The organism is Thermococcus sp. (assembly GCF_026988555.1).
In the GTDB taxonomy this organism is placed as follows: Archaea; Methanobacteriota_B; Thermococci; order Thermococcales; family Thermococcaceae; genus Thermococcus.
This window is the reverse complement of the sequence record NZ_JALSLB010000015.1, coordinates 1-17,413: the sequence shown is the minus strand read 5'-3', so window position 1 is coordinate 17,413 and position 17,413 is coordinate 1. Positions and strand designations below refer to the sequence as shown.

Annotated in this window: 23 protein-coding genes and 4 tRNA genes; 21 read left to right on the top strand and 6 right to left on the bottom strand. The window is 53.6% G+C overall.

The genetic code is table 11. The annotated features are described in order from the left end of the window. Positions 1-62 precede the first annotated feature (62 nt). A complete protein-coding gene (locus tag MVK60_RS01685; protein WP_297435806.1) occupies positions 63-254 on the bottom strand; it encodes a ribbon-helix-helix domain-containing protein in 192 nt (63 codons plus the stop codon). Positions 255-463: 209 nt separating this feature from the next. On the opposite strand from MVK60_RS01685, the gene cgi121 reads away from it, so the two are divergent. The 10 genes from cgi121 (at position 464) to MVK60_RS01635 (ending at position 6,821) form a co-directional block, all read left to right on the top strand. Continuing rightward, positions 464-871, top strand: coding sequence for a KEOPS complex subunit Cgi121 (gene cgi121 / locus MVK60_RS01680; RefSeq protein ID WP_297435804.1), 408 nt, complete (start codon positions 464-466; stop codon positions 869-871). Between the two features lie 85 nt (positions 872-956). Then, positions 957-2,135: an aminotransferase class I/II-fold pyridoxal phosphate-dependent enzyme gene (locus MVK60_RS01675; protein WP_297435914.1), complete on the top strand. Its 1,179-nt coding sequence runs from the start codon at positions 957-959 to the stop codon at positions 2,133-2,135. An 82-nt stretch (positions 2,136-2,217) separates the two neighbouring features. Next, positions 2,218-3,426 carry an MFS transporter gene (locus MVK60_RS01670; RefSeq protein WP_297435802.1) on the top strand — a complete coding sequence of 403 codons (1,209 nt, stop codon included), beginning with the start codon at positions 2,218-2,220 and terminating at the stop codon, positions 3,424-3,426. After that, the gene (locus MVK60_RS01665) at positions 3,416-3,754 is read left to right on the top strand and encodes a hypothetical protein (protein ID WP_297435800.1); all 339 of its coding nucleotides are present in this window, start codon (positions 3,416-3,418) and stop codon (positions 3,752-3,754) included. The genes MVK60_RS01670 and MVK60_RS01665 overlap by 11 nt, the downstream gene beginning before the upstream one ends. A gap of 33 nt (positions 3,755-3,787) precedes the next feature. Further along, positions 3,788-4,690, top strand: a complete 903-nt coding sequence (locus MVK60_RS01660; protein ID WP_297435798.1) for a dihydroorotate dehydrogenase — start codon at positions 3,788-3,790, stop codon at positions 4,688-4,690. Positions 4,691-4,731: 41 nt separating this feature from the next. Then, a complete protein-coding gene (gene queC / locus MVK60_RS01655; RefSeq protein ID WP_297435795.1) occupies positions 4,732-5,451 on the top strand; it encodes a 7-cyano-7-deazaguanine synthase QueC in 720 nt (239 codons plus the stop codon). Positions 5,452-5,541: 90 nt separating this feature from the next. Beyond that, positions 5,542-5,618 (top strand) — tRNA-Phe (locus MVK60_RS01650). 8 nt (positions 5,619-5,626) lie between these two features. Next, a tRNA-Gly gene (locus MVK60_RS01645) sits at positions 5,627-5,704 on the top strand. 196 nt (positions 5,705-5,900) lie between these two features. Further along, positions 5,901-6,695: a diphthine synthase gene (dph5, locus tag MVK60_RS01640; RefSeq protein WP_297435793.1), complete on the top strand. Its 795-nt coding sequence runs from the start codon at positions 5,901-5,903 to the stop codon at positions 6,693-6,695. Between the two features lie 48 nt (positions 6,696-6,743). Next, positions 6,744-6,821, top strand: a tRNA-Val gene (locus MVK60_RS01635). A gap of 599 nt (positions 6,822-7,420) precedes the next feature. On the opposite strand, the gene MVK60_RS01630 is transcribed toward MVK60_RS01635, so the two are convergent. Further along, positions 7,421-7,508 (bottom strand) — tRNA-Leu (locus MVK60_RS01630). Positions 7,509-7,603: 95 nt separating this feature from the next. Here MVK60_RS01630 and MVK60_RS01625 point away from each other — a divergent pair. The 9 genes from MVK60_RS01625 to MVK60_RS01585 are packed head-to-tail and all read left to right on the top strand — an operon-like array spanning position 7,604 to position 12,210. Next, positions 7,604-7,990: a DUF2178 domain-containing protein gene (locus MVK60_RS01625; RefSeq protein ID WP_297435791.1), complete on the top strand. Its 387-nt coding sequence runs from the start codon at positions 7,604-7,606 to the stop codon at positions 7,988-7,990. Continuing rightward, on the top strand, positions 7,991-8,353 hold the full coding sequence (locus tag MVK60_RS01620; RefSeq protein ID WP_297435789.1) for a DUF2178 domain-containing protein: 363 nt from the start codon (positions 7,991-7,993) through the stop codon (positions 8,351-8,353). Beyond that, complete coding sequence (locus MVK60_RS01615) at positions 8,354-8,722, top strand: hypothetical protein (RefSeq protein WP_297435788.1); 369 nt, start codon at positions 8,354-8,356, stop codon at positions 8,720-8,722. Continuing rightward, entirely contained in the window at positions 8,723-9,334 is a 612-nt protein-coding gene (locus tag MVK60_RS01610) for a hypothetical protein (RefSeq protein WP_297435786.1), read from the top strand. It abuts the gene before it with no gap. Next, positions 9,335-9,634, top strand: coding sequence for a DUF2178 domain-containing protein (locus tag MVK60_RS01605; protein WP_297435784.1), 300 nt, complete (start codon positions 9,335-9,337; stop codon positions 9,632-9,634). 4 nt (positions 9,635-9,638) lie between these two features. Then, the gene (locus MVK60_RS01600) at positions 9,639-9,845 is read left to right on the top strand and encodes a helix-turn-helix transcriptional regulator (RefSeq protein WP_297435782.1); all 207 of its coding nucleotides are present in this window, start codon (positions 9,639-9,641) and stop codon (positions 9,843-9,845) included. Beyond that, on the top strand, positions 9,838-10,203 hold the full coding sequence (locus tag MVK60_RS01595) for a hypothetical protein (RefSeq protein ID WP_297435780.1): 366 nt from the start codon (positions 9,838-9,840) through the stop codon (positions 10,201-10,203). Before MVK60_RS01600 ends, MVK60_RS01595 begins: the two co-directional genes overlap by 8 nt. After that, positions 10,190-10,933 carry an ABC transporter ATP-binding protein gene (locus tag MVK60_RS01590; RefSeq protein ID WP_297435777.1) on the top strand — a complete coding sequence of 248 codons (744 nt, stop codon included), beginning with the start codon at positions 10,190-10,192 and terminating at the stop codon, positions 10,931-10,933. The genes MVK60_RS01595 and MVK60_RS01590 overlap by 14 nt, the downstream gene beginning before the upstream one ends. Next, complete coding sequence (locus MVK60_RS01585) at positions 10,930-12,210, top strand: ABC transporter permease (RefSeq protein ID WP_297435775.1); 1,281 nt, start codon at positions 10,930-10,932, stop codon at positions 12,208-12,210. The genes MVK60_RS01590 and MVK60_RS01585 overlap by 4 nt, the downstream gene beginning before the upstream one ends. 12 nt (positions 12,211-12,222) lie before the next feature. Here the strand turns inward: MVK60_RS01585 and MVK60_RS01580 are convergent, their stop codons facing one another. Next, complete coding sequence (locus MVK60_RS01580) at positions 12,223-12,636, bottom strand: RNA-binding domain-containing protein (protein WP_297435912.1); 414 nt, start codon at positions 12,634-12,636, stop codon at positions 12,223-12,225. 72 nt (positions 12,637-12,708) lie between these two features. Here MVK60_RS01580 and MVK60_RS01575 point away from each other — a divergent pair, with 72 nt between their 5' ends. Then, entirely contained in the window at positions 12,709-13,518 is an 810-nt protein-coding gene (locus MVK60_RS01575; protein ID WP_297435773.1) for a ZIP family metal transporter, read from the top strand. Here MVK60_RS01575 and MVK60_RS01570 read toward each other — a convergent pair. After that, positions 13,504-14,061, bottom strand: coding sequence for a dephospho-CoA kinase (locus MVK60_RS01570; protein WP_297435911.1), 558 nt, complete (start codon positions 14,059-14,061; stop codon positions 13,504-13,506). The two genes, MVK60_RS01575 and MVK60_RS01570, sit on opposite strands and share 15 nt — an antisense overlap. Positions 14,062-14,104: 43 nt before the next feature. Beyond that, positions 14,105-16,285: an ATP-dependent DNA helicase gene (locus MVK60_RS01565; protein WP_297435909.1), complete on the bottom strand. Its 2,181-nt coding sequence runs from the start codon at positions 16,283-16,285 to the stop codon at positions 14,105-14,107. Positions 16,286-16,330: 45 nt separating this feature from the next. Between MVK60_RS01565 and MVK60_RS01560 the strand changes: the two genes are divergently transcribed. After that, entirely contained in the window at positions 16,331-16,936 is a 606-nt protein-coding gene (locus MVK60_RS01560; RefSeq protein WP_297435771.1) for a hypothetical protein, read from the top strand. Between the two features lie 8 nt (positions 16,937-16,944). Here the strand turns inward: MVK60_RS01560 and MVK60_RS01555 are convergent. After that, positions 16,945-17,413: ABC transporter ATP-binding protein (locus tag MVK60_RS01555; RefSeq protein ID WP_297435769.1), on the bottom strand; the 469-nt coding region annotated here is incomplete at its 5' end.

Below are 17,413 nucleotides of genomic sequence, written 5' to 3'. Positions count from 1 at the left end.
ATTCGGACCGATTATTGGAGGATATGATTCAAGGACTTATTTGAGCAAGCTTAGTCCAGGGCTTATTTCAGCACGTAGTCAGGCATTGACCGTTCTTCAGTTTCCAGCTGGTAGAGCTCTCTCTTTAGGAGCTCACGAATAGCCTCCCGTATTATCTCGCTCCTGTTTGGGTAAGCACCCCTCTTAACAAGCTGATCCATGGCGTTTATGAGTCCCTGCGGGAGCTGTACACTGATGATACGCATCTTGGTCATTACTGCACCACCCAATCCACTAAGCCGCTGAAATAGATAGTGCTTTAATTAGTTAAATACTTTGCGCTTGCTTAATATTATCAGCATATTATGATTTTAAAAAAATTTTTAATAACTTTTTGATACACAAAAAATCATTTAAAAAGGCTGAAAATAGAGAAAGGAAAGCGTTTTAACGGCACGGAACGCATCTCTCCGAGGGGTGTGTAATGGGAAGCACTTGGAGCAACGTATGCATAGTCAGAGTGCTGGTGGATGAGGTCGGGAGAATAATTCCACGCCTTGGTGGGAAGATACAGGTTGTAAGGGCCCCCTGCGACGAGGTGGTTAGGTTCGCGGCGGTTCTGACCCTGCACTCCTTTGAGAGGGGAACGAATCATGCGAAGACTCCAGGAGGTGAGTTGCTCCTGCGCCTTGCGGGAACACTTCAGATAAAGGATGCTATAGAGAGGGTAGGTGTGAGGAGGGGTGAGAACTACCTGGTTTTCTTTGGAAGTGAGGAGGAGTGCATGGAATTCATGAGGGAATTCAACCTGAAGAAGATGCCGCCTGCTGAATGCAGGAGAGAAGAAGCGAAAACTTTTTTTGAAAACGCGGCTCTCGTTGAAGTTTTATAGGCAAAATTGGGGATGAACTGGGTCACATACAGGATAGATTTATAAAATAGTGCTCTAATCTCTGCGTGCTTAAGGGGTGATGCTCATGAGATACAAAAAGCGTAAGTACTTTATGGCCGGCAGGATAAACCTGCTTCAGCGCTCAAAGATTAGGGAGCTCTTTGAAAAGGCAAGGAAGATGAAGAACGTTATTTCCCTAGGGATTGGAGAGCCCGACTTCGACACTCCGGGGGTCATAAAGGACGCCGCCAAAAGGGCCCTGGACGAAGGATACACTCATTACACCCCAAACGCGGGGATTCCGGAGTTCCGTGAGGCGATCGCGGAGTATTACAGCGATTTTTATAAGATCGACGTTCATCCAGACAACATCATCGTAACGGCGGGTGCGTACGAGGGGACGTACCTAGCGTTTCAGTCACTTCTTGAGGAAGGGGACGACGTCATAATCCCGGATCCCGCTTTCGTCTGCTACGTGGAAGACGCCAAGATAGCGGAGGCGGGGATAATTCGCATCCCCCTGAGGGAAGAGAACGGTTTCCGCGTTGACCCTGATGAGCTCGTGGAGACAATAACCAAGCGCACCAGGATGCTGGTGGTGAACTACCCCAACAACCCCACCGGAGCCGTTATGAAAAAACAGGACGTAAAGGCCCTCGCTGATATTGCGGAGGATTACAACCTCTACATACTCAGCGACGAGCCTTATGAACACTTCCTTTATGAGGGGGCCAAGCACTACCCGATGGTAAAGTACGCCCCGGATAACACGATCCTAGCCAACAGCTTCTCAAAGACGTTCGCCATGACGGGCTGGAGGCTGGGCTTTACAATAGCACCGGATCAGATAATCAAGGACATGATAAAACTTCACGCGTACGTCATTGGAAACGTTGCTTCCTTCATCCAGATAGCCGGAATAACAGCACTCAGGGACAGCCGCAGCTGGGCGGGACTTGAGGAGATGCGCAGAACCTACGCGGAGAGGAGGAAGATAGTCGTTAAAAATCTTCTTAACATGCCCCACATAACTCCATTCAAGCCCAAGGGAGCCTTCTATGTGTGGGCCAAGATTGACCCGGAGCTCGATATGAGCAGCGAAGACTTCGCAAACTGGCTCCTTGAGAAGGCCGGAGTCGTCGTTATCCCCGGTACCGCCTTCGGAAAGCAGGGGGAAGGGTGGATAAGGATAAGCTACGCGACCAAGAAGGACCAGCTTGTAGAAGCCATGGAGAGGATGAGGAACGCCCTCTCGGAGATTTGAGGTTATTGTTGCCCTTCGGGATGTAGAAAGGCAGGATATGAAAAGGCAGGATATGACATGATGTAATAAAGGAGGTGCTGACATGAAAAACAGCAGGTGGATGACCGTCATACTGAACACGATTCTTCTCGCGGCAGGATTCGGTACGATGCACATGCTGGAGAGGTTTAAAGACGCGGTTATAATTCACTACGGAATCAGCGGTTCAGCACTCAGCTACCAGCAGGACGCTTACGTTGTTGGTCTCTTTGTTGCGTTTCTGCTTGGAGGGACTAACCTCTTCAAAGGCTCGTTCAAAAGGAGCGTCGCTCTTATAGTCAGTTTCGCTGCGGTGCCCCAGTTTATAATCCCGTTCGTCGGGAACTGGTGGGTGGTGGTTGCCCTGAGGTTCTTCCAGGGGTTCATCGTGGCCCTCATCGCGGTCTTCAGCAACCAGATCGCCAGGCTCTTCCTCGCGGGGAGACCGTTTGCAAAGGGCATAATACTATCGGGAATATTCTGGGGTGGGCTCTACGGAGTTCACCTTGCGGGCTGGCTTGCACCGAACAGCTCGGACTGGGGCGCCATTCAAAGGGTATTTATTATATCAGCAGTCATCATGTACCTGATGCTCGCGGTTTGGTGGTTCCTCGTCGAGGACTTTGAAATCCCCAAGAGCACATCACGGACGAGCAGCGTAAGCGTCTGGAGGATGCCGTTCACGTGGGTTTTCGGCTTCACGTTCTTCCCCGCACTGTGGATAATATTCACCATAGGCTCGTTCACGGTTAAACACGCACCCTTCAGCGGCGCCCAGATCTCAACACTCCTGACCTCCCTTGAGGTGTCCCTTGGTGTGTGGTCGATAATCATGGGGTACCTCGGATACCGCTTATCAGTCAAGAACAGTAGCAACCGTGGTCTATTCAAGGCGATAGTCAGCGTCATGAGCATTTCGTACGCGGTAACGTTCCTGGGGCTGCTTCTTGTATGGAAGGGATTCTCCTCGGGAGATTACAGCGCACTTCTGCTCGGTTTGGCGGTAACGGGGATAGTGCAGGGTACCGGACCAGCGTTCTGGACGACCGCACCGGCGGCCTATTCCAAGGAGGTCTACCCCGACGCCAGCTTTGCACTCGGCCTCATCTCAAACTCCGCCAACGCAGTGGCACCCAACGTTATGTTCCTCCTAGTGAGCGGGGTAGGGACGGGGATGGCGATTTTCCTGGCCGTTACTCTGATTGGAATCGGGCTCCTGTTAGCCGCTTCCAGAATGAGGCTCCCGGTGGAGGAACTCGGAAATGAGGCCTAGACTAATCGTCGTCTCATTTTTTCTCCTTCTCTCAATTTACTTCTACGGTCTCGCCGTTCTGAGCTATGGGGAGCAGTATATGTTTCCCGGCTTTGTTCTCATAGGAACGTTTCACATACTCTTCGCAGCCGGAGTATACCTCGGAAACGGCATTGCCGTTGATGGGGGTGCCTACGTTGCCCTCCTCGACCTTATATTCGGGATAATCTGGGTAATATCCATCTTCTCACTGGCCGCCGTAAGCCTGACGCTCCTTTCGGGACTAGCGCTTTTCATACTCATGGACGAAGACGTGCGTATGGAACTCCGGGAAGGGAGAAAACCTTAATATAATCACCCCATTCCCTAGTGAGGTGCGAAGATGCCGTCATTAAAAGTCAAACTTCTTGGAGTTGACCTTAAGAACCCCCTTCTTCTCGCATCGGGGATAGATGACAAGGTTCCGGAGCAGTGGATTAGAGCGTATAAGGAAGGTGCGGGGGGGGTGATCACCAAATCCATCGGAATCGAGCCGAGGAAGGGTTATGCCAACCCAACGATCGTGGAGCTCCCCTATGGATTGATAAACGCGATGGGACTGCCGAACCCCGGCTGGAAGGGCTTCCTTGAGATGGTTGAAGGCTTCACCTTCGACTTCCCGCTGATCGTCTCGATTTTCGGAGGGACACCAGAGGAGTTTGCCTTTTTGGCCGAGAAGCTAAGTGACGTTGCGGACGCCTTCGAGCTCAACCTCAGCTGTCCCCATGCAAAGGGCTACGGCATGGAAATAGGCCAGAAACCGGAGAACGTCTACGAGGTGGTCAGGGCAATTAAAGACGCCACTGACAGGCCAGTGATAGCGAAGCTGACTCCGAACACGAACGACATAACGAAGCTCGGTCTTGCAGCCGAAAAAGCGGGGGCAGATGCGGTCTCCGCCATAAACACGCTGAAGGCGATAGCCATAGACGTCTACGCGAGGAGGCCGATACTGAGCAACAGGGTCGGAGGCTATTCGGGGCCCGGAGTGAAGCCCGTCGCCTTGAGGGCCGTCTACGACCTCGCGAGAACACTTGAAATCCCGGTGATAGGAATTGGGGGTATAACGACGTGGTGGGACGCGGTTGAGTTTCTCCTCGCCGGAGCCTCGGCCCTTCAGGTTGGTACAGCCGTCTCACTCCGGGGATGGGGAGTATTCCGGGAGATAAACGAGGGGATAACTGGATACCTCAAAAGCGAGGGCTTTTCGAGTGTGGAAGAGATAGTCGGCCTAGCGCTGGAGTAAGTTTTTAATCGCCGGCCCAACTTTAATCTAGGGGTGATACCATGAAGCGCGCGGTGGTTTTGTTCTCGGGTGGGCTTGACAGTACCGCCTGCCTCTACTGGGCGAAGAGAAACTACGACGAGGTCATAATGGTCACCGCCAACTACGGAAGCAACGAGGAGCGCGTTACGAACAGGGTCGCGGAGTTCTTCTCGAAGGAGCTGGATGTTCCATTGAAGATAGTCCGCCTCGACTTTCTTGAGGAGTTCTCAAAGCTGAGGGGAACGACGCTCGTTGGGGGGGAGACACCGAAGGTTACTAGAGAAGAGCTTGAGAATTTTGAGAGGGCCAAAGAAACAGCAAAAAGCGTCTGGATTCCGGCGAGAAACGTCGTGCTGATAAGCTTAGCGGCTTCGCTCCTCGATGCGCTCGGCGGGGGCGATATAATAGTCGGCTTCAACGCCGAGGAGGGGGCAACTTTTCCGGACAACACTTCAGAGTTTGTCGAAAAGATGAACGAGATGCTGAAATACGGAACAATGGCAGACGTGAAGGTCGTCGCCCCGCTAATAGACCTCGACAAGAGGGGCATAGCTAAACGTTTAAAGGAGCTTGGCGCCAAGTACGAGTACTCCAGCTCCTGCTATATGCCGAAGGGCTTCACAAGGGATGGAAAGCCCATACACTGCGGCGAGTGCGAGAGCTGCGTGAGGCGGCACAGGGGACTCATCGATGGTATTAGAGAGGACGAGACGGTCTACGCTGTTGAACCAAGGGTATAGTGCCGCCTCACGGATTCCTTCCCAAGGTGGGTCTGCTTTCGGCTCACCGCAAGATTTATAAATTCGCTCCGGCCTTTTATCTTTGGGCGTGGGGCGGTAGCTCAGCCTGGGAGAGCGCCGGACTGAAGATCCGGGTGTCGGGGGTTCAAATCCCCCTCGCCCCACCACTTTCTGCGCGGTGGTAGTCTAGCCTGGTCTAGGACACCGGCCTTCCAAGCCGGTGACCCGGGTTCAAATCCCGGCCACCGCACCACAACAGCCTTTTCTGATGAACGTTGGGTCGGCTCTCCACATAAAAAGCCAGGCAAGTTAGGCAAACCCGGTTCACAGCTGGTTCTCACCCCACAGCGAGGGTTAAGGTGGCACTGGGCTCACACGGCAACATGAAACTAGCATGCGCTGCGAGGGTAATCTTAAAAGGTGGAAGGGAAACTTCCGCCGGTGAGACGATGGCGATTTACTTCATAGGACTCGGTCTTTACGATGAGAGGGACATCACTCTCAAAGGGCTTGAGACCGCTAAGAAATGCGACCTGGTGTTTGCGGAGTTCTACACATCCCTGCTGGCCGGAACGACGGTGGACAGAATAGAGGCCATGATAGGTAAACCTATAAAGAGGCTCAGCAGAGAGGATGTTGAGCTCAACTTTGAGCGCACCGTCCTAAGTGAGGCCAAGAAAAAGGACGTTGCCTTTTTGACGGCAGGGGATCCCATGGTGGCAACAACGCACTCCGACCTCAGAATAAGGGCAAAGAGGATGGGTATCGAAAGCCACGTAATCCACGCACCCAGCATCTACTCGGCGATCGCCGTAACGGGCCTCCAGATATACAAGTTTGGGAAGAGCGCCACGGTGGCGTATCCGGAGAAAAATTGGTTTCCAACCAGCCACTACGACGTAATCAGGGAGAACCGCGAGAGGGGCCTTCATACAATGCTCTTCCTCGACATAAGAGCCCACCAAAACCGCTACATGACCGCCAACGAGGCGATGGAGATACTCCTCCAGGTGGAGAACATGAAAGGTGATAGGATTTTCACGCCCGACACTCTAGTAGTTGTCCTTGCAAGGGCGGGCTCTCTGAATCCAACACTGCGGGCGGGCTACGTTAAAGATATGATAAACGAGGACTTCGGGAGACAGCCTCATGTCATGGTTGTCCCGGGGCGGCTCCACATCGTTGAGGCAGAATACCTGGTGGAGTTCGGGAGGGCTCCAAGGAAGATACTGGAAGAAACCTAAAGCCCAGCGAAAGCTTTATATTCCCTGCTTTTGGCATTATCTTCGGATGGGCCCGTGGTCTAGACTGGTTATGACGCCACCCTCACACGGTGGAGGTCCGGGGTTCAAGTCCCCGCGGGCCCACCATAACAGCCCTTTCCGACGAAAGCGCTGGCGGAAAACAAGATTCATTATTCTAGAGGTGTCCATTTTGAGTTTGGTTCCTTTTTCACGTGCTTTTTGAAGAGTGTTTCACTCAAGAAGGCGTCCTTTGGACGCCATTTAGAGCGTGAAACACTCACCAAGGGGTAAGTTAGGAAAAAACCCGCTCAAAAATGAATGCTTTAGAAGAAGCACATAACCTTCCGCCAGCGCTGAAGCTTTTGGGAAAAGATTCATCAAGGAAACTTTGCTGAGCAAAGTTTCATCAAAGTTAGTGATTCCTGTGATAGGGAGCTTTTTGGTGAGTGTTTGCACTTCCAATAGCCCCTTGGATGTGTGAAATTCTCCAAGTTAAGAGCCGTTGCCATTAGGTTTACACTTTCACGCGCTCCGAAGGAGCGCTTTTTAGAGAAAACACGTTTAATAGCCCCCTAAAGAGAATTTCCCCGAGAAAATAGCCGTTTGAAAGTGCAAACCTCACAGAAGTGCATTTAGAGAAGAATCACGAGTCTTGGTCAAACTCAACGGGACTATCATCCCGTGCGTTGAAGCTCCACTTCAACGTCGCAAAGGCGAAGTTTGTATGGTGCGGGGGACGGGATTCGAACCCGCGAACCCCTGCGGGACGGGACCCTAAATCCCGCGCCTTTGGCCAGGCTCGGCTACCCCCGCGCGGATTGAGTTATTGCCTTTGCTTTAAAAACTTTGAGGGGAAAGGCTTATAAGGATGTAAAGGAAGCTTTACGTAAAGGAAACTTTACATGGTGATGAATGTGGAAGGATGGAAGGCAATTGGATATGCGATTCCGGCCACGACCGCATCGCTGTTGGCCGTGGCCCTCTGGATGGGAAACGCCGCACTCGCCTTTGGGGTTCTGGCTGGGGCAATTGCCACGACCTTCTTATATTCCGAGTGGGTTAAGAGGCGCGGTGAGATTATAAACGATGAGAGAACGCTCCGCATTGAGGAGATGGCATCAAGAAGGACGCTTCAGGTTTTGGTGCTCGTCCTCGCTTTCAGCGTGGTGGGTCTGGCGGTACTTTCCCAGAGCTGCCCGGAGCTGAGGAGCGCCTACTACCTCTCCCTTGCCCTGATGGTTCTCGTCTCGGTTCTAAAGGTCGCGCTGAAACACTACTACTTGAGGGTGATGTGAATGAAGTACGAAGGCCTGCTCGGGATTCTCATCACGGGCATGATAATCGGGCTGGCTTACTCAACAAAGTCCGGAAAAGCCCTTCTGGCTGTGGGAATTTTTGTCGCGGGCTTTTTGCTAAGCTATCTGCTGGCTTGGTACTACGACTCAAAGGTTGAGAGGATTGAGGATGAGAGGAGCAGGCTCATAAGTGCGAAGAGCGCGAGGAACGGCTATGCTGTGATGAGCTTTTTCCTCTTCGCTGAATATCTATGGGAGTACAACAAGGAGAACGTCGAGGTGGCTACGAAGCTTATAATTCCCCTCGCCCTTGGTGCGGCCGTGCCCCTGATTTCTCACTATCATTACAAGCGGGTGATGTGAGTGAGGTTCGGGGTCATTCACTTCGTCTTTCTGTTCACGACAATTTTCCTGGTGAGTTATTACTCGCGAACCAGCACATACCTAAGCTGGTTCTTCTTCACCCTCGTCTGGCTCGGAACCTGGGTCCTTGCGAAGACCTACGAGAAGAAAGTAGGGCCCCTCAGAGACGAAAGGACCGAGCTGATAACCATGAAGAGTTTTTACCAAGGCATGGGAGTCGGTTTCGTCGTTCTTGGCTACGAACTGATCTGGCTCGCTGGCCATGACTATGAAACTGTGGTTCTGCTTTCAAAGTGGCTCCTGTTGTCGATGTTAGCGGGTGTCCTGGCCGCGGCAGTCCTGAAGGCGCATTATGAGCGGGTGATGTGAATGGAGCGCTGGAAGCGAAACGTGCTCGGTCTTCTACTTGTCTTTGCCCTGGTGTATGTCCTTTATCTTGCCTGGCTTTATGAAGCAAGTGGCGGAACGATGGTGGTAAGCTCCAACCCTCCGGAGTGGACGTTTCCGCTCCTCGTTGGCGTCCTCGTCTTTGGGATAGCGTTCATCGGTGGGTGGGGACTTCTGACGATTACCGGCTCAGAGATGGTCGAGAAAAGAGAGGTGATCCTGCAACTGTTGTCCCTGGGAATTCTACTGGGAACAACCTCGGCTATAGGGGCTTTCATCATGACGGGGTATCTGAAAAGAACTCCCGGCGCGCTTCTTGTCCTGGTTGTAGTGGTGTCTTGGGCGCTTATCCTCCGGGTAAAAAGGGCCACATTAACTCCAGAGGAACCCCTCACGGATGAGAGGGTTGAGCTGATAGAGCTCAAGTCCTGGGCAATGGTCGGCAGGAACATGACGTTCGTTGCCTCAATAGTTCTGTTGGTGAGCCTCTTCCACCTGTGGAACCCGAGCTCTGAAACGCTCTCCATTTTATTCATGTTAACTTGGAGCCTCTCGATGATCGGGGCTGGGATCTACTACAGGAGGAGGATGTGAATGAACGAACTCATCTTAGTCTCGTTGGTTGCCATTGTTGGAGGCGGACTCCTGGGCCATTTCATGACCCGGACGATAGTGAGGGATATCGGTCTTCCCCCAGACGAGAGGGCCTTCGAGATAGCCAAACTCTCAGCGGCGAGAACCCTGGAGCTCGTCCTTCTCGTCACAGTGGCGGCGCTCTACTACTCGTGGCTGGTTCTCAGGGACGAGCGGTGCACCAACCTCGCCGTCCTGATATTCGCTACCATATTCCTAGGCAACCTCATCTTCAGAGCCTATTATGCCGGGAGGATGTGAGCCTATGAAAAATCGCCTGCGAGAGCTAAGGGAGGCCAAAGGCTTAACCCAGGAGGAACTGGCGAAGGCCCTAGGGGTAACGAGGCAGACGGTGATAGCGATTGAGAAGGGTAAATACGACCCATCGCTGAGATTAGCTTTTAGGATAGCGCGCTTTTTCGGCGTTAAAATCGAGGACGTATTCCTTTACGAGGGTGATAGGGATGAGTAAGAAATTGGCCGGGCTGATGGTTTATCTCCTCGGCATAAGCCTAGGCATAGCAGAGCCGCCCATTGAACGGCTGGCCTGCATGAAAGTGCCGAGTGGAGAGGTCTATACGGGGATAAACACGCCCATCTTCATCATTGAGCTCGGGCTGGTCGCTGTTGGGGCGCTGCTCCTGGGGCTCGGCCATGGCTTTAAAAACGACCACGAATTAAACGGCTGGCTGGGCCTTTCGAGCGGCCTTGGCATTGCCATCATAAGTGGTTATTCATCGATCCTGAGCCTCTTCGTTTTTGGGGCAACATTATCAATCCTTGGTCTCGTACTCTACAAAGTTGGGAGGGCCAAACATGCCCATGGTTGAAGTTCTGAACCTGGAGAAGGACTACGGAAAGGTGAAGGCCCTCAAGGGGATAAGCTTCTCCATCAACGAGGGTGAGATATTCGGCCTCATCGGGCCGAACGGGGCGGGCAAGAGCACCACCCTGAAGATACTGGCAACTCTGCTGAAGCCGACCGGGGGAAGGGCCGAGGTGTTCGGGCACGATGTGGTCAGGGAAGCCGAGAAGGTGCGGGCCCTAATAAGCTACCTTCCGGAGGAGGCCGGTGCCTACAAGAACCTCACGGGGATCGAGTATCTCCGACTCATGGCGAGGCTGTACGCCAAAGATGATGAAAAGGCGACAGGAATGGTGGAGCTCGGAAAGAAAATTTCCAACCTGGGAAACAGACTGAACGACAAAGTGGCCACCTACTCTAAGGGTATGACCCGAAAACTGCTCCTGGCAAGGGCGCTGATGGTGATGCCAGGGCTGGCGATACTCGACGAACCGGCGAGCGGGCTGGATATAGTCAACGCTTACACGATCAGGAAGACAATAAAACGCTTCGCCAGGGAGGAGGGAACGACCTTTCTGGTCTCCAGCCACAACATGCTTGAGGTCGAGTTCCTCTGTGACCGCGTTGCCCTGATAAACAGGGGAAAGATCATCGAGATAGGGACCCCGGAGGAGCTGAAGGAGCGCTATGGTGCCGAGAACCTCGAGGAGGTCTTTATGAGGGCGGTTGAACCGGTGGATGGTGAGGGATCATGAGCGATTTCTGGGTGCTTGCGAGGAAGGAGATACTGAGCCTCATAAGGGACAAGAAACTGCTCTTCGGCCTTATAATAGTACCACTGATAATATATCCCGCCATGGGAAAGGTGATGCAGGTCGGAATGGAAACGGCCCAGGGGGAGACCCACGTCGTCATAGTCAGCCTCGACGACGGCCCGTACGGGAGGGTGCTGGTTAACGCCCTAACCGCAGCCCCAAACGTGACGGTCACACAGATAAACGCGAGCTCACTTCAGGGGGCGCTGAACCGAGCCTACCAGGAAAAACAGAACGTCCTCGTCGTCATACCACGCAACTTCAGCGTCAGCATCGAGGACAACAGGATCGCTACTGTGGAAGTCTACGGAATCTTCCACTCCGTAGGAACGGGGGTCAGGGAAAGCGTCAGTGAATCCAGGATAAATGCAGTCATAAACGTCCTATCGGAGGAGATAGCAAAGCTGAAGCTCAAAAACCTGAACGTCGGTCAACCAGAGGCCCTCCTTCACCCGGTTAGGGCGGAGAGCAGATCCTTCATAAATCACCATATAGTGAACGCCCCACCGTCGCTCGTCTCGGGCGTCCTCACATCGCAGGCGATCAGCCTTCCCCTCATAGTCTTTCTGATGGTGACGATAACCGCCCAGATGGCGGCAGGAGCCATAGCAAGCGAGAAGGAGAACAAGACCCTTGAAACCCTCCTGACCCTTCCAGTTAAGAGGACGACCATAGTGGCCTCAAAAATCAGCGGAACCGCGATCATGGGCCTGATAGCCGCTCTGGCTTACATGATAGGTCTTAAAAGCTACCTCGGCTCATTCACAACGGAGACGGGAGTGACCCTGAAGGAGCTTGGCCTGGGTGTCACCCCGATGGGAATGCTGCTCTTTGCACTCGTGGTGTTCCTGACGATAGTCTTTGCACTGAGCCTCGCGATGATACTGGCGGTGTTTGCGGAGGATGTCCAGAGCGCAAATACGGTCGTGAGCTCGGTCATACTGCCGCTCGCGTTCCCGGCATTTATCCTGATGTTCACAGACATCAATGAGCTACCAGCCCTGGCGCACTACGGTCTCCTAGCGGATCCGTTTACCCACCCAATACTGGCCTACAGGTACGCCCTCTCCGGGAGCTATGGTCCCATGACACTCAGCATCGCATACCTAAGCGCCCTGTCCCTAGTAACCCTCTACTTCGCGGCAAGGATATTTTCCAGCGAAAAAGTGCTGACGGCAAAGATATCCTGGGGTAAAAAGAGGAGAAGGAGAGACTGAGCATTTCTCTTTTTATTCCACCGGAATTCCATCCCTCGTCCTCGGTGCGAGCCACTTCATGAGTCCCTGTGGATCCTTGGTTCTTATGATTATTGTTATCGGGCCAAGGGGACTTTCCTCGTTGAAGTTAACGGATCCGGCGTAGGCGGCCTGCTTGTTAACCCTCAGAATTATTTCCTCACCGAAGTAACCATCCTCCAAGAATGAGCGCGCCGTGTCAAGTATCGCCTGACCGCGGAAGAGTTCGTAAAGCCTCTGGAGGGCTTTTCTACTCGTCGTCTTCCCGGTGAGGATGGTGTACTCCTCCTTTTCGAACACCTCAAACTCAAGCCCGGGAATGAGGTTGAGCATCGCAGTCTTCACCTTTTCCAAGTCCTCCGTAGGGCAAACATGGGTCTCAACTTCAACTTCCTCAAACAGCTCCATTCTCACCACCGGGGTAATGCTCGGAAGAAGCCTTATAAACCCAACCACCAAAATAGTTAGGGTGTCCTAACAGTGTTAGAGAACTTCATCACGAACCTCGCCGGCTGGATACTGAGGGTTTCAAACGGTGAAATCATGTGGGTGGCCTTCTATGCGGGCTTATTCGTGGCCATAATGACATCTCTAGGGGCAATGGTGGCGATATTCGCCAAACGTTTGCCGGAGGAAGGGGTAGACTTCTCCCTCAGCTTTGCCGCAGGGGTTATGATAGTCGCGGCGTTCACGTCACTGATCCTCCCCGCGATAGGGAGTACAGGTTCGTTTATTCCAGCAGGAATAGGCATAACACTGGGTGTTCTGATTATCTACGCAATAGACCGCCTCCTCCCCCACGAACACCTGGCCAGGGGGTACGAGGGGCCTAGATCCATGAAAGAGCGTCTGAGAAAGGTGTGGCTGCTGGTGATAGCTGTGATAATCCACAACCTGCCCGAAGGCCTGGCCGTCGGAACATCACTAGTCTACAGCCTAGAGGTCGGCCTCGTGACAACCATAGCCATAGGCATACAGGACTTCCCCGAGGGAACCGTTGTCTCCCTCCCCCTCGCAACGCTGCAGGGGAAGAGGCTCCAGCCGATACTCATGGGCGTCCTGAGCGGTCTGGCGGAGATGGCGATGGTCCTTGTCGGGGCTTACTTCTTCACCCTCTTCAGCTGGCTTCTCCCCTACGGACTTGGAATGGCTGGGGGCGCGATGCTCTACGTCACGGTTAAGGAGATGATCCCAGAGATATACAGGATGGAGAAGAACGAGACGCTCGTCACCCTGGGCTTCTTCGCGGGTTTCTACGTCATGCTCTTCCTAGATTCAATGCTCGGATAGGATGGTCCTCACGAGCTCCTTGACGCGCCTGATGTAATCCTCGTGGGGGCCGTCGTTCACCAGCATGTAGTCGGCCATAGCCATGACGTTGCCTATGCCAAACTTCAGCTCCTTCCAGTCCCTCTCCTCAAAGTCCTCCCAGCTCCTTGGGTCATCGTGCCTGCCCCTGGCCCTGAGCCGTTCAAAACGCTGTCTCGGAGGGGTGTGTACGGCGATGGTCACTATCCTCTCCCCCGGAAAAGCGCTCCTAAACGTCCCCACTTCGTCCAGAGAGCGGACGCCGTCGATTACCACCACGTCTGTTTCCCTCAGCAACTCCCGAACCTTCTCAACCGCGAGTTTCGCAACCGCGTTCTGGCCGAGCTCCTGCCGAAGCCTTATGCTGACTTTGGCGACGTTCTCTTTGGTGAGCTCGAGACCCCGCTTTACGGTCTCCTCCCTCACAATATCTCCCATAGAAACGCTCGGAAATCCCCTACTCTCAAACTCCTTCACGATCTTGCTCTTTCCGGATCCTGGCATCCCGGTTACGATGACTATCATAGTGCCCACGCCAGAGTAAAAAGAGGGGGTTTAAAAGCTTAACTCACTTCAAAAAATCGTCGAGGGTGCCTTTCCTGGTTCTTTTATTCCCGTTCTTTCGCCTCCCTTTCACCCCCGGCATCTCGACGCCGAAGTGGTTGAAGAGGCCCTCAACGACCTTCATGCCTATGCCCTCCACCTTCAGAAGATCTCTCACCTTGGCGCGCATTACGTCATCCTGCGTGCGGAATCCGGCGTTGTAGAGGGCCCTCGCCCTCCTTCTCCCGATGTTAGGCAATCTGACCAGTTCGAGGAGCTCCTCGCGAACGCCGTGGCGCAGGCGGAGGTGCAGGTCACGGAGGTAGGTCAGAACCTCTGCCTTTGGCTCGAAGAGCCTGTAGAGCTCTATGAGCGAATACATGAGCCAGTCGGCCAGTTCGAGGATCCTGTGTAGGTCGCCGGGGTCTATGTTGTAGGTCTCGTATATCCTCGTCTCCGGAACCTCGTTTATCCAGTCGAGGAGCACCTTTGCCGTTTTTATCTGGCCCAAAAATCCCTGGAAGCGCGAGTCTTCGTAGTAGGGGATGTTCGTGTAAAGCTTATCCTCCATCTCATATGCCAGGTCGAGGTAGTCCTCCATCTCCCGTCTCCGGGCGTTCAACGTGGCCATGTCCGGCGTCGATGCCATGAGCTGGAAGATTCCGAAGGGGTTCGGATTATCCTCGAGCTTTGGAAAAGCGTCGTGGAACTTCTTGGCCGTCAGTGGGTCTATGTAGAGCTGGGAGGTTCTCCTTCCAAGGGGCAGGGGCATGAAGCGGTCGTCGGTCCCCATGTCGATAAAGTCGTTTTCGATGAGGAAATAGACTATCTCCTTCGCCTTCCACTCCAGCGATGATGTATCACTCCTCTGGTGGAAGTAGAACGTCTTCTCCAGGAAGTGCAGGAGCTCCTGAAAACTGGAAACACCGAAGTTGGTTATCAACGCCAGGATCTGACTCCTAAATGCCTGCTCATTGGCCAGCATTGAAAAGAGCTTCTCCGGCTTTCCAAAGACGTACCTCTCCATCAGCTTCTTCGGATCCTCAGTCCTCGCAACGATTATGGCCTCGCCCACCTTATCGTACTTGGGTCTCCCGGCACGTCCCATCATCTGCTGAAGCTCCAAAACGGGAATGTCAGTCCAGCCGAAGCCGGCGTAACGCTTGGTGTCTCTTATAATAACACGGAACGCTGGGAGATTTATTCCAGCACTGAGCGTCGGTGTGGCCGTTATCACCTTAATGATGCCATCACGGAAGGCATCTTCGATTAAAGTCCTCTCTATCCTGCTCAAACCCGCGTGGTGGAATGCAACGCCCCCCTTAAGGGCCCTCTTGAGTTTCTCAGTCGTTGGATTATCCTCTATGGAGCCCACGAGGTCGTTCAACGTCCTTCTCTCCGGTTTCGTCAGGAGCCGGGAGATCTTTCCGCTCAGGCTCAGGGCCTCCCTCTCGGCAGAGCGGCGGGTGTTCACAAACACCAGAGCCTGTTTTTCTTTCTGGACTGCACCCGTGGCCAAGGATGCCCAGTTCTCGGGATGACGCTCGGTGCTACCATCCTCCCATGTGAGGAGTCCGTGGGAGAAGACCCCTTTCCTGAGCTGAACCGGCCGCCAGTCGCTCGCGACGAGCTCCGCGTTGAGCCATTCCGCCAGTTCCTCGGCGTTTCCAATTGTAGCGCTCAGGGCGAGGATCTGCGCCTGATCCAGCATGTGGCTCAGGATCATCTCAAGCGTTGCCCCCCTGTCGTACGAGCCTATGAGGTGAACCTCATCAGCGATGACCAGTCCCACGTCCTTTACCCAGTTGGCTCCATGACGAAGCAGAGAGTCGAACTTCTCGGCCGTGGCAACGATGATGTCATAATTCCCAAGCCACTCATCACTGGAGTCGTAATCACCGGTGGTTGCCGCAACGCGCAGGCCCAAGGCCTCCCAAATCTTGAACTCGCGGTACTTCTCCTCGGCGAGGGCCTTGAGCGGAACCAGGTAGACCGCCTTGCCACCCTCCCGAAGGAGCCTGCTTACCATGACCACCTCGCTGACCAGTGTTTTTCCACTAGCCGTTGGGATCGCCAGAACTAAGTTCCGTCCCTCCAGCACTCCACTGGTGAGGGCTTCGGCCTGGGGCGGGTACAGCTCTCCTATGCCTCTCTCAATGATGATTCTCTTTATCCTCTCATCAACCGGAAGTTCATCGACCCTCATCTTCCACCGCAAGACTTATTGGGGCCACGGTTAAATACCTTTGGGATGCCTATGGAGGTTCCTTTCACAGTCTTCAGGGTCATAAAAAAAGGGAAGAGCATACGAAGGTTGGCCATGGACTCGTATTTTATCGAGTTCGTCTCGATTGAACCGAGGAAAGCGGTCCTCGTAAAGGACCCTGATAAAGAGAGATTCCTCAACTCCGCTCAAAACCCCCTCCCAGTGCTTCTTCCGGAGAACCTGGAGAAGCTGCTGAAGGACACGTTTGAAAATCTGGAACGGGCCACCGAAGAGGTTCTGGAGAGAAGAGTCTCTCATATAAGGCGGTGGAACATACTCAGGATGATAGGCATCCCCACGGGGCACAGCAGGCATATCGACATCGACGAAAGGCTCGCCGAAACGGAGAGGGAGAATTCCCTGGGACTGGCGCTTCTCAAAGGGATACTCGGGGTTAAGGGCTCCAGTGACCTAGGGGACATCAGGATAGTCACCGAAGGTACGATCTACATGAGGCTATGGCTGGAGGGTGGGACGGTCATGAAGGACTCCGGAAAGGATCAGGTCTACACAAACCTTCTTAAAAAGGACCCCCGGTTCAGGACGGCGTTTTACTCCGCCCTTCTCCATGATACGCTCGGAATAAAATAGGGAAAAGACTAAGATTTCTCATACAGCCAGCACGCGACGTAGTGGTCCTTCTCAACCTCGATTAGTGGTGGCTCCCTCCTGTCGCAGAGGCCTGCCTTGGCCAGGGGACAGCGGGGATGGAAGCGGCAGCCTTTCGGCGGGTTTACCGGACTTGGTGGCTCCCCCTTGACCTCCATCCTCTTCTTTGTCCTGGCCAGCTCCGGATCGGGCACAGGAATCGCAGAGAGGAGCATCTGGGTATAGGGATGAAGCGGGTTCTCAAATATCCTCTTGGCCGGCCCGACTTCAACAAGCTTACCCAGGTACATGACGCCCATTCTGTGACTCATATACTTGACGACGCCGAGGTCGTGGCTTATGAAGAGGTACGAGAAGCCGTATTCCTTCTGCAGTCCCTTGAGGGTGTTCAGGATGTTCGCCTGCACCGAAACATCGAGAGCCGATGTTGGCTCATCGAGAACCACGAAGTCCGGCTTG

Bases quoted from the DNA above. Each gene is read 5' to 3' on its own strand.
- MVK60_RS01665 (WP_297435800.1), top strand. From the start codon at position 3,416: ATGAGGCCTAGACTAATCGTCGTCTCATTTTTTCTCCTTCTCTCAATT.
- MVK60_RS01675 (WP_297435914.1), top strand. From the start codon at position 957: ATGAGATACAAAAAGCGTAAGTACTTTATGGCCGGCAGGATAAACCTG.
- MVK60_RS01625 (WP_297435791.1), top strand. From the start codon at position 7,604: ATGAATGTGGAAGGATGGAAGGCAATTGGATATGCGATTCCGGCCACG.
- MVK60_RS01585 (WP_297435775.1), top strand. From the start codon at position 10,930: ATGAGCGATTTCTGGGTGCTTGCGAGGAAGGAGATACTGAGCCTCATA.
- MVK60_RS01685 (WP_297435806.1), bottom strand. From the start codon at position 254: ATGACCAAGATGCGTATCATCAGTGTACAGCTCCCGCAGGGACTCATA.
- cgi121 (WP_297435804.1), top strand. From the start codon at position 464: ATGGGAAGCACTTGGAGCAACGTATGCATAGTCAGAGTGCTGGTGGAT.
- MVK60_RS01660 (WP_297435798.1), top strand. From the start codon at position 3,788: ATGCCGTCATTAAAAGTCAAACTTCTTGGAGTTGACCTTAAGAACCCC.
- queC (WP_297435795.1), top strand. From the start codon at position 4,732: ATGAAGCGCGCGGTGGTTTTGTTCTCGGGTGGGCTTGACAGTACCGCC.
- MVK60_RS01670 (WP_297435802.1), top strand. From the start codon at position 2,218: ATGAAAAACAGCAGGTGGATGACCGTCATACTGAACACGATTCTTCTC.
- MVK60_RS01580 (WP_297435912.1), bottom strand. From the start codon at position 12,636: ATGGAGCTGTTTGAGGAAGTTGAAGTTGAGACCCATGTTTGCCCTACG.
- MVK60_RS01610 (WP_297435786.1), top strand. From the start codon at position 8,723: ATGGAGCGCTGGAAGCGAAACGTGCTCGGTCTTCTACTTGTCTTTGCC.
- MVK60_RS01560 (WP_297435771.1), top strand. From the start codon at position 16,331: ATGCCTATGGAGGTTCCTTTCACAGTCTTCAGGGTCATAAAAAAAGGG.
- MVK60_RS01590 (WP_297435777.1), top strand. From the start codon at position 10,190: ATGCCCATGGTTGAAGTTCTGAACCTGGAGAAGGACTACGGAAAGGTG.
- MVK60_RS01600 (WP_297435782.1), top strand. From the start codon at position 9,639: ATGAAAAATCGCCTGCGAGAGCTAAGGGAGGCCAAAGGCTTAACCCAG.
- MVK60_RS01570 (WP_297435911.1), bottom strand. From the start codon at position 14,061: ATGATAGTCATCGTAACCGGGATGCCAGGATCCGGAAAGAGCAAGATC.
- MVK60_RS01565 (WP_297435909.1), bottom strand. From the start codon at position 16,285: ATGAGGGTCGATGAACTTCCGGTTGATGAGAGGATAAAGAGAATCATC.
- MVK60_RS01595 (WP_297435780.1), top strand. From the start codon at position 9,838: ATGAGTAAGAAATTGGCCGGGCTGATGGTTTATCTCCTCGGCATAAGC.
- dph5 (WP_297435793.1), top strand. From the start codon at position 5,901: ATGGCGATTTACTTCATAGGACTCGGTCTTTACGATGAGAGGGACATC.
- MVK60_RS01620 (WP_297435789.1), top strand. From the start codon at position 7,991: ATGAAGTACGAAGGCCTGCTCGGGATTCTCATCACGGGCATGATAATC.
- MVK60_RS01605 (WP_297435784.1), top strand. From the start codon at position 9,335: ATGAACGAACTCATCTTAGTCTCGTTGGTTGCCATTGTTGGAGGCGGA.